The organism is Undibacterium hunanense, assembly GCF_014284335.1.
In the GTDB taxonomy this organism is placed as follows: Bacteria; Pseudomonadota; Gammaproteobacteria; order Burkholderiales; family Burkholderiaceae_D; genus Undibacterium; species Undibacterium hunanense.
In genome coordinates, this window is sequence record NZ_JACOGF010000001.1 from 390697 (window position 1) to 404433 (window position 13737).

Consider the following 13737-nt stretch of genomic DNA (forward strand, 5'->3'; position numbering starts at 1 on the left):
GAAGCGCACTGTAGTACACGAAAAACAAACATCGGCACGAGCTGGTAGAACTCATTACCGAAGTTTGTCTGAACCTTAACCCGACTGAAACAACGATAGCCCCGGATTATGGTGATATAGCAGCAGTAGTCGGGGCAACTCCGGATGTAGGCAAGGCGATATCTTTTCCATTCATCGCATTTACCGTTGGACAGCTGGTACCGATTAATGGCAGCTTGACATCTTCCACACATTTCGAACCGCACTCAAGCACGGTCAATGTCGTTGGAACACTCAATTCCCATGGAGCACCCACCTTGACCGGCGCTGACAAAGGCAATATCTCAGCCAGCATATCCAGAATAATGGGGTCGTCAAATGTGGGCGCAGTGGCACTTGTCCATAGCCGTCCGGTCACCATATAGTACAAGAATGCAGCTTCCTTCCCCTCTGCGATAGGCACTGTGACTTTGGCAAATCCAGCCTGCAAGAAAGCTGTCATTGCGGCATCGCTCCCCTTTGCTGTACTTAATTCTGCCCACCTGCAAGTATCTGCATAAAAATACTCATAGAATTTGGTAATCATCAGATCCCAATCCAGGTACGAGTCAAGCAATATGGCACGTTGTGCATCCTGGCAAAATGGGCACTCTATCCGGTTTAATGGTATTTTTTGTTCACGGCACAGATGAAATGCATCTTGCCCGGCAAGTGGCAATTCAGCATCCGGTCCTAAAATTCGCAGACAGGCTTTTTTGATTTCATCGGTGATGATTTTCCGGATGGTGTAATCATCCGCGCTGTACACAATGCTGCCGGCCTGCGCTTTTGCCTCTGCCAGCTTGGCGTTGTAGTCATCCAGTTGTGCCTGATACGCCATCATGATGGTGGAGAAAGTCTTTGCTTGCCAATTTTTAAGTGCCTCTGCAGTGCGCTTGCATTCCACCTTGACTGATACGAAATAATTACGCGAACGCACGATATAGGATACCGTCAGATTGCTGGAAATACCTGGATTAAAAGTGATACTTCCACTGCTACCTGGCAGAGACTGACCTGCAATCGCCAGGGAAAAATAGAAGTTAGTCGTTTCGCCGCTCCCGGCAGGGCCAATGACAGTTGCTTTCGTCGCGGTATACCCTTCAGGAATCGTGATCGCCTTATTTGCGCCAGAAAAATCGAGCGCTGCGTAATCTGCATTGTTATCGGTATTGGTGTCGTGATATGAATCCGACAGATAAATAAATTCGGCAGGTGGCGCAGAAAGCTCAAGACCGTACGCTGCACCCGCTGAAAGATAATTGCTATCGGTCAGATCGGATGGTGATGCCACATTAGGTTTATTGGGTTTAATCAATTCAGTCAAACCAGGAGATTGCGTTTGTGAAAACTTATAAAAGCGTGCAGGCTCATCCACATCGAAGGTGACAGAAAGACGCTGTCCATACGTCCATACCTGCGCACTATATATTTTATTCACCCAGCGATAGCTGCCAACAACATGGCCGCTCCCGGCACGATTGTCATACCCATGCGTATACCTGTCTTCAAACTCTTCTGTCCGTTTGCTTTGCCGTTCCTGAATGACCTTATTGATTACCCGGTCTAAAGCGCGAGCGGTGATTTCTTTCGTTTTCTTGACTGCCTGCTGATCCGCCAGATGGGTTGCATTATGCGATGCAACACCTGTCTCGACCTCATAGCTGACTGTCCCATAATTCCCGGACACTGTGCCGCTGAATTTGACATCAAGTGATGCTTCTGTTTCTTTCTTTGTTGCGGATTCCATCTCAAAACGATCCGTGCTTTGGTTGTCAGTCTCGTGCGTCGTTTCGCTCTCGGTACGCGTCAGGAAAGAATCCTCGGTCCGTACCAGGCGACGGGTAGCCCTCTCTTGATACTCGCCCTGCAAAACGTTCACAATCGCAGCGATTTCACCCGCTTCATAGCGCAGCAAAGTCTGTTCTGCCCGACGATATTCGGCGACATTAAGAATTTGCATACAACAAGGCAAATTTGGAAAAGGATTATCCCGTATTGCAATGTTGATGCCAGGATCCGGTTTTACTGGCACAGTCCCTTCATGCGGAACACGGGACGCCCAAATAGATCCATTGGATAAAACCATTGCTGTTTTTGTTTTCTCAGCTGCATTAAATTGCGTTGTATCGCGCACGCTTTTAGCACCTGTATCGGCAGACATGTCGGCCTTTTGCGCCAAATCCGCTTTTTCTTTAGCCGCAATTTGCAAATTCTCGATTACGACTGGAGGCAAGGCAATGTATGCCCTGGACAGCTCCAGCACATTCCCGGATTGCAGCGGTTCTTTGCTGGCATTCACCAGACTGACGGTGTAGTTGGCAAGTGCGACTGAAGTAAGAGCGTCATAGACTCTCCCATCGCCGCCATTCAGCGCGTGATATATCAGATTATTCCAAAGCCGGCTTGAGAGTTCTTCCGCCAGTGGCTTGATTTTCGATATGTGCTGTATCAACTCGGACGCCTGAGCGCTGGTTCTCAGCTGTTTGAGTGCAAAGCCAATCTCGATAAATTGACCATACTCGGTTTGAATGCTGTGGAAATTAGGAAGATAACTGGATTTTTTTTCAAAATCCGTAGCGCTTTTAGATACTGACCTGGCTGTTTTCGCAGAGGATGCAGATGCGGCATTTGAAACTGGCCTCAAGGAAATAGTGCTATCCAGAATGAACTTCCTTGGCGCACTTACTGTTGTGTAGACATGGGCCGACGGTAACCGTCGCTGCACCCCGCGTAGTGTGACGAAGTTAAACAGTGTGGTCGTTGCAGAAGTGTTTGTAGACACATCAGGTGTATTCGCCATTGTTGGAGTGCTCATCTTTTACCATCCTCATGTAAAAAAACCATCATAGGAGACAGTTAATCAAAAAACAAGCATTAAATTACCAAAAATGCATTTAATTATGACAACCTCATCTTCAAGTGTCAGTACTGACATTCTGCGCATGCAAAAAAACGCAAAGCAACCAAACTGCTTTGCTTTATCGCCTTGCTGATTTGCGTCGCTCAATATTGAGGCAATAAAAACATACCGAATGTCCGTGACCACGGATTACCAGGTCAATGTCGCAGTTAATGCAGGTGGGAAATGTGAGTAAAAGGATGTGCCGCAAAGCGCCATACGTGCAGCCACTGTTTTGGTTTGAACGCAACGCCGGTTTGATATTTAACATACTCTGGAACTACGATTAAATCAGGATGCCTGGCACCCTGATTTAAAAACTACCTGACAATTGTCGCCAGATTACCGCGCCATCACCAGCGATAAGTCGCTGTTGCAGTCACCTTGCGCACATCACCGTAATAACAGGAACCATAACCACAACTGGTCAGATAGGTCTTGTTGGCAGCATTGCGAATATTCAGCTTCAGGTCCCAGGCACCAAAATCGTAGCCCAGCAGCACGTCGAACACGGTATAAGCAGGCAGCTTTGTGCTGGCCGCGTCAGAAATGCCATGATTAGTGCCGTTATAGCGCGCACCCAGGCCAAGTTTCACGCCGCTGTTGAAACGGTAATCTGCCCAGAGTGAACCCGCGTGTTCGGACACACCGTTGGCGTTGACGCCAATCTCCGCAGGGGTGCTGCTGGCAGTAATCTTCGCCGTCGGTGTCCATGCGTATGACATGGTCAGGTTAAAGTGGCGCAAGGGCTCAACGACGGCTTCCATTTCAATACCCTTGACGGTAATTTCACCTGTCTGCCTGGGCTGAAAATTGCCATCGTTGGTGATGTAGTTCTGGCGGCGCAGATCAAACACGGCCATGCTATAGCTGTCACGCGTGCCTGGCGGCTGGTAACGCAGGCCAAGCTCAAGCTGTGCCGCAGTTTCAGGATCAAACGCCTTCCTGGTAACCGGATTGATCGTGGTAGTCGGGACAAAGGATTGCGAATAACTGACATATGGCGCCAAACCCGTCGGCGCCAGATAGACCAGCCCCGCCCTGCCCGTAAACTTGCCATCCGTCTGACTGGTGATCACGGCGCTGGCGCGGTCATCGGTGTCGATGCTCGCGCGGTCATAGCGTCCACCTACTGTGACAACGACCTGGTTATCTATCTTCGATTGCCACTGACCGTAGAGGCCAGTCTGTTTCAGGCGTGTCGTGCCGTCAAAATACGGATCGGAAATACTGATCTTTTGCCCGTACACTGGTGCATACAGGTTGAGTGGTGCATTGGCATCGCCGTAGTAAGTAGCCTGGTCAAAACGGGCGTTCTGATAATCCAGCCCGATCAGCACGGTATGTGCAAAAATCCCCTGCGTCCAGTTTCCCTGCAAGTGGTTGTCGATGGACAGGGTGCGTGCAGTTTCATGGCTACCGAACGAACTGCGGTTGATGATACGGAAATTGGCCGGATCATTGAGATTGGCCGGGTTGACGGTCACATAACTGGTGCCACTGAATACCTCATCCAGCCCGGCCTTGATACGGCCATACCGCAGGTTCTGGCGAAACTGCCAGGTATCGTTCAGGCGATGCTCCAGATTATAGCCAACCGCCCACTGGTCCTGATCCATATGATCAAACTTGGGATCACCAACAAAGGTTGACGCCGGAGTGTAGGATCCATCTGGATTGGGCACCAATGAACCCTGCTCGCGCGTCACGCGGGAATACACCCCGGCACGTCCGCGCAGATAGTGCGACAGTAAGGTCAGCGAAGTGTCTGCATTGGGCTTCCAGGTCAATGCCGGCGCCACATAAACGCGGTCATTGGCAATGCCATCGACTGGATATTCAGATTTGCGCAACACGCTGGTGACACGATACAGCAAGGTGCCATCATCATTCACCGGCCCGGCAAAATCACCCGCCACTTGCTTGCCACCATAATTGCCTAGCTGTACCTGCAATTCGCGGATGGGCTCGCTGCTTGGCCGTTTGCTGACGATATTGACCGTACCACCCGGCGATGCCTGGCCATATAACACGGAAGATGGGCCGCGCAGGACATCAACACGTTCGCTGGCGTAATTATCGGTTTGCCATACCGCCCATGTGTAGTTATTGCGCAGGGACAGACCATCCAGCGTAGGCCCGGGATTATATGTATCAAAACCGCGCAGATAAAACCAGGTGCTTTCAAAACGCGAATCCGGGCCATAGGGCGCGATGTTCACGCCTGGCGTATAGGCCAGCGCATCACGCAGCGTGGTGGCACCGATGGCAGCCATACGATCAGCCGTGACGACAGAAATCGACTGCGGTGTTTCAATGATGGGGGTATCGGTCTTGGTGCCGGTCGCACTGCGTTTTGCAATAAAACCGATCACCGGACTGGTGGCAGTTTCTTGCTCCATGCTGGCCTTGACTTTGACCTCTGGCAAATTCGACTGGCTGTCAAATACCACCGGCGGCAAGGCGGCAGGCTCTGGCCGCTCTGGTTTCCTCGTCAGTGCATAACCACCGTTGGCCTGTGCCACCGCAGCCAGGCCCGTGCCTTGCAGCAGCAAAGGCAACGCTTCCTGCACACTGTAATTGCCACGCAGCCCCCTGCTTTGCAGGCCTGCCGTGATTTCAGCCGAAAAAGACAATAACAAGCCCGTCTCGCGGCCAAAGCGGTTCAATGCCACTTCCAAAGGCCCGGCAGGAATATCGTAAGTTTTTCGGGCCGGTGCAGCAGCCGGGGCAACGTCGGCAGCCAGGGTCGCTTGCGGCAATGCCGCTGTCACCACCAACCCGGCGCTAAATGCATGGCCAATGGCAGCTACCAGCGCATTGCGGACAAAACGAGGCGTGCGTGCAGATAACTCGCCACGTGGATGACTCATTGGCTGATTGAATAAATATTGCTGTCGTGGTGTTTGCCGGGTGCGTGCGCCCATGATTGATTCCTTTTGCGAAAGTTGGAAATATGCAGTGCTTACCTTCCATGTCCCGCGAGAATCCAAAACAGACCAGCCCGTCACAAAAATATTTTCACAACTGCACCCGCTATACCCTTGCCGGTCGCACCATCACCCAATACCGCGTCAGGAAATGGATATCTACCGGCAAGGTAGCGCACAGGGCTTGCAGAATACGCTCAGTATCTGCCAGTGGATAAGTACCGGATACCCTCAAACCCGCAATGGCAGGATCACAACCCAGATAACCTGGGCGGTGCCGCCCCAACTCCGCAAGAAAATCCGCCAGACGCATGCTGCTGGCGACCAGCATGCCGTCAGTCCAGGCTATGCTGTCATCATTGGCAGGCTGCGGGTCAGCTATGGTGCTGTGTGTGAAACTGGTTTGCTCACCTGCGTGCAGGATCAGTGCCTTCCCTGCTGGCAGATCACGCGGTCGAATGGCCACGGCACCTTCAAACACATCGACACGACTGGCATACGCCTGCTGCCGTACTGCAAAGCGTGTACCCAAAGGCTGGAGCTCACCTTGCGCAGTTTCGACAATGAAAGGACGCCCGCTGCCATCCTTGCCAGTGCTGACCAGTATCTCGCCGCCAAGCAGCACGATCTGCCGCTGGTTAGCGTTAAAGCGCACATTGATGGCACTACTGGTATTCAGGGCAACGGTGGTGCCGTCGGCCAGTGTGACCGTACGGCGCTGGCCCACACCGGTGCGTTCATCAGCGGTCCATTCATGCCACGGAATCTGGTCTTGCGCCACCCAGGCAGTGCCACCCGCAAACAGCATGACTGCCAGCGTCTTGATGGCTTCGCGGCGCTTCACAGAGCGCGGTGTGGCCAGCGTGGCATGTGCAATGGCCGCAGCCACCGGGGAAGCCGTGCGTTGCAGATTGCCGAACAGTTGGCCATTGACGGCTTCAATCCTTTGCCAGGCACGCTGATGATCAGGATGTTGCGCCAGCCACTGCTGCATGGCCTGCCGCCTTTTTACTCCATCGACATCGCTGGCATCATACGATTGCAGTTCAACCAGCCACTCTACCGCACGCCGAGCGACCGCAGGAGGAATGGCGGCGGCAGTAGCGTTACTGGTGCCGAACAGGCTGCCAGGATGCGCACTCACACAAGCACCTGCATCAATCTTGCACCAAAGCGAAATAGCACTGCGTGCCTGCACGCACCAGATGACGCTTGACGGTGCTGATGGAAATATCAAGCTCAACCGCAATCTCCGCCTGGCTCATACCGTCAAGCTGGGCCAGCAAGAACGCGCGTTTGGCTTGTGCCGGCAAACCTGCCAGCAAACGGTCAATTTCAATCAGGGTTTCCAGCAGAATGGCGCGCTCTTCAGGGGATGGTGCAAAAGCCTGAGGGGCGTGCGCCAGGGCTTCAAGATAGGCACGTTCGATTTGCTCACGCCGCCAGTGATTGGCCAGCACACGCTGTGCCACGGTAGTCAAAAAAGCACGTGGCTCATGCAGCGCAAGCTGCTCTTCACGCGCCAGCAGACGCAAAAACGTATCCTGCGCCAGATCAGCCGCCCGGTGCGAGCAACCCAGTTTCTGACGCAGCCAGCCATACAGCCAACCATGGTGGTCGCTATACAACGCCCCCACCTGCTGCAAGGCCAACTCAGTTGCCGACATGACACCCCCTACCGGAACGGAATGCCAGGCACCCCTAAATGTGAATGAGAATTAATCTCATTCTAATACATATGAAGGTATTGGTGCAATGTTGGGTTGAACGATCACCAAAACGAATGATGATAAATCTCCCCTATTTATCGCTGATGCTACTAACCATATCTGACAGCAATTTCTTGCTATAAAACGCTAATCGGATGTTCGCTATTTTCGGATTGACTAAGAAAATACGATAACAAAATAACCACAATTAATTACTTTCCAACTTCGAAAATCCACCAGTTCGCCTAATCAAGTCTGGATAAAAAGAAAACTCCCCAGCTGCGAGATGTGATTTGAACATGCTGTCACAATCCGTATAAATTAAATTACCAGGAAATCCATATCTTGGCTGCGCTGCGAAACTTATAGCATTCCACTCCGTACTACTATGGCCCATAGACTTAAAATATAACGCTGCAACCGTGCTGAGCAAAACCATAGTTGGTTGACCTGAGTCATTTCGAAATTCAATAGCACCTCTTCCATTCTTCGGATCTACGGTTGGGAACCCGGTAATTTGCTCAAGATGTCTTACATTCACTACTAATGAATAAACGCCAACATCACGATGATACAAAACGGCAAGAAAAACCAAAAAAAATATATGCACCTGCTTACCATCAAGAAGTGCAAATGCGACATCAAGAATAGTTGTAACCTGCAATAAATCCCTCAGGGATAAATCAAATGCATTGGCATGAAGTTCTAAAACATAAGCTACTACATCAACAGTTGCATTCGGAACTATAACCTGACCAGTCATCGTTTTTAGAAATCCTAAGCCATAAACGACATGTGATATATCCGGCAAGGACATTTCTGCAGTAATAGCAAGGCAAAACTGCTTAGTACTTGGTTCAGGAAGTGAGTACTGAAGATCGAAAAATCTTCTTAAATATGTATGTCCGTCAAATTTTGATCCATAAACGGCTTTAACTGAATGAGACAACTGTTCGAGATTTGTCGAAATAACGAAATAAACGCCTCTAACACCGAACAAGTGCTTTATTCCTTCCAATAGCTCAATTGCGTAATCTGGACGACATCGATCCAATTCATCAACAAAAACTATAATAGGCAGTTGTATTCCATCAATACTATCAAGAGCCTGAATCAAGGCGCCTACCTGTTTCTTGAATTGTCTAATCGATTCTTTTATAGTTCGGTGTTCATTCAACGCTTTACTAATAGCAGTGTTAAGTTTTCTCGCTGCTTCGCTATATGCATCACTTTTTCTCTCGGGTGCATCACTCGACATTTTCACTTCTAAATCTTCATCATCTAAATCTTCATCACTATCGAATAGCTCTTTAATTTGATGCGACGACAAACCTGCAACTTGCTTTACAATCGTAAAGCCAATAATCTTTAAAGCAGGCTTCCAAATCTTATTCAAAGCCTCCAGTGCCTGCTCTTTAGCTTGAACGCTTAAAGGGATATGCTTCAAATACTTATTTAATGAAGAGTTGAATTCAGCAATAAATGCCAGCAAGGGATCTTTAGTGAAGTCATTTTTCCAAGCATCAAAAAACAAAGTAGGATGTTTCTGCTTCTGAGCCTCCTTACACAGTCTTTGAACAAAAAAGGATTTACCAGATCCCCATTTGCCATTTATCGCAAGGACAAATCCATTCTCTTGGGTCTTTGTTAAATTACGCTTTTGGAGAAAGTAGAGTAAATTCGCTCCTTCCTTTTCACGCTCAAGAAAGTCCCCTTTCCAAATTTCACTATCATCAGCTTCTTCAACTTGATCATGCATAAATTTCCAATGTTTTTATTAATAAAAACATACGCTATAACCATGCAAAAATAATGTCAACATCACAGACCATATATACCAATTCAACATTTTGCATGGAGCAACAATTAATATTGCAATTAAGCCACAAAACAAAAAAGCCCGCAATGACGCGGGCTTCCGGGGTGTTTCGTGCTGTCAGTTGCCTGATGTTGCCAGACCTAAAATCACTCCCATTCAATCGTCGCAGGCGGTTTGCCTGAGATGTCGTACACGACGCGGTTGATGCCGCGTACTTCGTTGATGATGCGGTTGGATACTTTTCCCAGCAGTTCATGCGGCAGGTGTGCCCAGTGGGCGGTCATGAAATCCTGGGTTTGTACAGCGCGCAGGGCGACGACGTATTCGTAGGTGCGGCCATCGCCCATCACGCCGACGGATTTAACTGGCAAGAATACGGCAAAGGCCTGGCTGGTGGCGTCGTACCAGCTTTGCGGTTTTTCTGCATGCGGGTCAACGAAGTTGCTGCGCAGTTCTTCGATGAAGATGGCGTCGGCACGGCGCAGCAGGTCGGCAAATTCTTTCTTCACTTCACCCAGGATACGCACGCCCAGACCGGGGCCAGGGAAAGGATGACGGTACACCATGCTGTGCGGCAGGCCAAGGGCAACGCCCAGCTTGCGTACTTCGTCCTTGAACAATTCGCGCAGGGGTTCCAGCAGTTTCAAGTTCAGGGTATCTGGCAAGCCGCCAACGTTGTGATGGCTCTTGATGGTGTGTGAGCCTTTTTTGCCTTTGCCGGCACTTTCGATGACGTCAGGGTAAATCGTGCCCTGGGCCAGCCATTTGGCATTGCTCAGTTTGCCGGATTCTACCTGGAAGACTTCGACAAATTCGCGGCCTATGATCTTGCGTTTGGCTTCCGGATCAGTGACGCCGGCCAGGTGGCCCATGAATTGCGCAGTTGCATCAACATGGATGACTTTGACACCCAGGTTGTTGGCAAACATTTCCATGACCATCTTGCCTTCATCCAGTCGCAACAGACCGTGATCAACAAATACGCAAGTCAGCTTGTCGCCAATGGCACGATGGATCAGGGCTGCGGCAACACTGCTGTCGACACCGCCAGACAGGCCAAGAATGACTTCATCGTCGCCCACTTGGGCACGTATTGAAGCAACTGCTTCGGCGATGTAGTCAGGCATGTTCCAGTCGGATTTGCAGCCGCAGATTTCGTGCACGAAACGGCCAAGTATGGCTTCGCCTTGCAAGGTGTGCGTAACTTCGGGATGGAACTGTACGGCGTAAAAACGACGGTCTTCATCTGCCATTGCCGCGATCGGGCAATTGTCTGTGGATGCCATCAGCTTGAAGCCCGGTGGCATGTCATTGACCTTGTCGCCATGGCTCATCCATACCTTGAGCATGCCGTGACCTTCTGGCGTGACAAAATCATTGATGTCTTTGAACAGGGCTGTATGGCCACGGGCGCGGACTTCGGCGTAACCGAATTCACGCACATGACCATTTTCAACCTTGCCGCCCAGTTGTTCGGCCATGGTCTGCATGCCGTAACAAATACCCAGTACCGGCACACCGGCATCAAACACGGCCATCGGCGCGCGCGGGGTATCGCCTTCTGTCACGCTGCTGGGGCCGCCAGACAGGATGATGCCGGCAGCGCCATAGTTGCGAATGAATTCATCGCTGACGTCATACGGATGCACTTCAGAAAAAACACCTGCATCACGTACGCGACGGGCGATCAGTTGCGTGACCTGGGAACCAAAATCGAGGATAAGAATTTTAGAATGCATAACTCAAATTATCATGTCAGGTTGTGCAGGCCTGGCCTGAACAACACAATTGTTTCCTGCATTTCTGGCTGAAAGCAGGGCTTTTTCTGCAAGGCTGATTAATGCTTCCGGTTCGGCATCCGGAAATAAATCGGTACAGGCGGTGCCTGCACTGATGGTCAGCGAGGTTTCTTTATGATTCACAACTTCAGGGTGCATCATGACGGAAGAACGAATTCTTTCTGCAACGGCAGTAACCACCAGATGCGATGCGCCCGGCAATACAACCAGCAGCAAGTCAGTACCAAAACGCCCCATGGCATCAAACGGGCGCACACAGGAACGTACGCGGCTGACGGTCTTGACCAGCATCATGTCGGTAACGGCAATGCCTTCTGATACGCGCAGGTTTTCCATCTGGTCCAGGCTGGCGATAAGCAGGGCCAGGGGTTTTTCTGCCTTGGAGCAGCGCTCCATTTCTATCTTGAGCGAACGAATGATGGCAGTTTTATTCCAGGTTCCCAGCAAGGGGTCAATTAGGGAATCGCGCTTGAGGCTGCGGTTTTGCTTGATGACTTCCAGCTGATTCAGGTACAGGGCATCAAACGCCAATTCACGCTCTATCATGGCGGCGATGTCGCTGAAGATCTGTCGTTCGTCGTCACCCAGCGTACGCGGCTCATAATCCACCAGCATGACACTACCGATCAGATGGCCGGTATAGTCGTAAATGGGATGTGCCGCAAAAAACCGTAGAAATGGCGCACCGACCACCAGCCCATGCTTGCCCAGTTCTTCATGCAGACGCAGGTCATGAATTTCCAGCAAATCATCGGTGAAGTTGAAGGCATCACAAAACATGGCTTCCACACTGGTGATGGAACGTTCGGCAAAGTCAAAGCGCTTTGACAGATTACCTAAACTGACAAAGCAGTTTGCAACCCCGAACATATTGATGCCCAGACGCTCGAAGCGTGCAAGACGGACATCAATTTTTTCAGATACCATGCGCTCGAATCCCGAATTGACACGCGCCGATGTCGTTGGACTGGATCGATCTAGGGGCGATGACATACTCGTCTCCTGGTACCGTCAATTCGGGGAATATGCATCAGTCAGCCCGGTAGTTAGGCGCCTCTTTCGTGATTTGCACATCATGGACATGCGATTCACGCATACCGGCTGATGTGATTTCGACGAATTCGGATTTGGTATGCAAATCGTCAATCGATGCGCAGCCACAATATCCCATGGAAGAACGCACACCGCCCACCAGTTGATACAGGATAGCCAGCACACTGCCTTTATAAGGTACGCGGCCTTCAATGCCTTCTGGTACCAGTTTGTCAGCATTATTTGCTGCATCCTGGAAGTAACGATCAGCAGATCCATCGGCCATTGCACCCAGGCTACCCATGCCACGATACGATTTATAGCTGCGGCCCTGGAACAGGATCACTTCGCCCGGCGCTTCTTCAGTACCGGCAAACATGCTGCCCATCATCACTGTGGATGCACCGGCAGCCAGTGCCTTGGACACGTCACCAGAGAAACGCACACCACCGTCAGCGATACATGGAACACCAGTACCCTTGAGTGCATTGGCGACATTGGAAATGGCAGAAATCTGCGGCACACCAACACCGGCAACGATACGCGTGGTGCAAATGGAGCCTGGGCCGATGCCAACCTTGACCGCATCCGCGCCATGTTCTACCAGTGCCAGTGCAGCTGCTGCCGTGGCGATATTGCCGCCGATGACTTCAATATGCGGGTAATTGGTTTTAACCCAGCGTACGCGATCCAGCACGCCCTTGGAATGACCATGTGCCGTATCAACCACGATAACGTCCACACCAGCCTTGGCCAGCAAGTCGATCCGCTCTTCATTATCGACACCCACACCGACGGCAGCGCCAACACGCAGCTTGCCATGTTCGTCTTTGGAAGCGAAAGGATGTTCTGTTGATTTTTGAATATCTTTTACAGTGATCAGGCCGCGCAGCTCAAATGCATCATTGACAACCAGTACGCGTTCCAGCCTATGTTTGTTCATCAGGCGCTTGGCTTCCGACAGGTCGGCGCCTTCCTTGACGAACACCAGCTTGTCACGCGGTGTCATTTTGGCACGTGCTTCGGCATCCAGCTCTTCTTCAAAGCGCAAATCGCGGTTGGTAATGATACCGACCACGACTTTGCCTTCGACCACCGGAAAACCGCTGATGCCATGCTGCTGGGACAAAGCGATGACGTCACGAATCCTGGTAGTGGGCGGGATGGTGATGGGATCACGCAACACGCCAGATTCAAAACGTTTCACCTTGGCCACTTCGCGAGCCTGTTCTTTGGCAGTCAGGTTCTTGTGGATAATACCGATACCACCTTCCTGTGCCATGGCTATGGCCAGACGCGCTTCCGTGACGGTATCCATCGCAGCTGATACCAGAGGTATATTCAGCTTGATATTGCGCGTCAATTTGGTCGCAAGTGAGGTATCTTTAGGGAGTATGTCCGAATATGCAGGGACGAGTAGCACGTCATCGAACGTGAGTGCTTTTTGAAGTAAACGCATAGCATTTCCTATAGGCGCAAAAGCGAATTATACAGAAAACTTGCGGAATCGTCTTGCTACGTGTAAAAC

The 13737-nt window shown here is 50.8% G+C and carries 8 protein-coding genes; all 8 read right to left on the bottom strand.

Annotated features, from left to right (window positions below):
• Positions 1 to 106: 106 nt before the first annotated feature.
• Entirely contained in the window at positions 107 to 2836 is a 2730-nt protein-coding gene (locus H8L32_RS01745) for a hypothetical protein (RefSeq protein ID WP_186945434.1), read from the bottom strand.
• A 437-nt stretch (positions 2837 to 3273) separates the two neighbouring features.
• Positions 3274 to 5847: a TonB-dependent siderophore receptor gene (locus H8L32_RS01750; protein WP_230412020.1), complete on the bottom strand. Its 2574-nt coding sequence runs from the start codon at positions 5845 to 5847 to the stop codon at positions 3274 to 3276.
• Positions 5848 to 5956: 109 nt separating this feature from the next.
• Positions 5957 to 6994 (bottom strand): FecR domain-containing protein, encoded by a 1038-nt coding sequence (locus H8L32_RS01755; RefSeq protein ID WP_408058791.1) that lies wholly within the window; start codon positions 6992 to 6994, stop codon positions 5957 to 5959.
• A 13-nt stretch (positions 6995 to 7007) separates the two neighbouring features.
• Positions 7008 to 7517, bottom strand: a complete 510-nt coding sequence (locus H8L32_RS01760) for a sigma-70 family RNA polymerase sigma factor (RefSeq protein WP_186945435.1) — start codon at positions 7515 to 7517, stop codon at positions 7008 to 7010.
• Between the two features lie 250 nt (positions 7518 to 7767).
• Entirely contained in the window at positions 7768 to 9318 is a 1551-nt protein-coding gene (locus H8L32_RS01765; protein ID WP_186945436.1) for a KAP family P-loop NTPase fold protein, read from the bottom strand.
• A gap of 206 nt (positions 9319 to 9524) precedes the next feature.
• A complete protein-coding gene (gene guaA, locus H8L32_RS01770) occupies positions 9525 to 11117 on the bottom strand; it encodes a glutamine-hydrolyzing GMP synthase (protein WP_186945437.1) in 1593 nt (530 codons plus the stop codon).
• Between the two features lie 3 nt (positions 11118 to 11120).
• On the bottom strand, positions 11121 to 12170 hold the full coding sequence (locus tag H8L32_RS01775) for a GGDEF domain-containing protein (protein WP_186945438.1): 1050 nt from the start codon (positions 12168 to 12170) through the stop codon (positions 11121 to 11123).
• Positions 12171 to 12207: 37 nt separating this feature from the next.
• Positions 12208 to 13668 carry an IMP dehydrogenase gene (guaB, locus tag H8L32_RS01780; protein WP_186945439.1) on the bottom strand — a complete coding sequence of 487 codons (1461 nt, stop codon included), beginning with the start codon at positions 13666 to 13668 and terminating at the stop codon, positions 12208 to 12210.
• Positions 13669 to 13737: the final 69 nt, after the last annotated feature.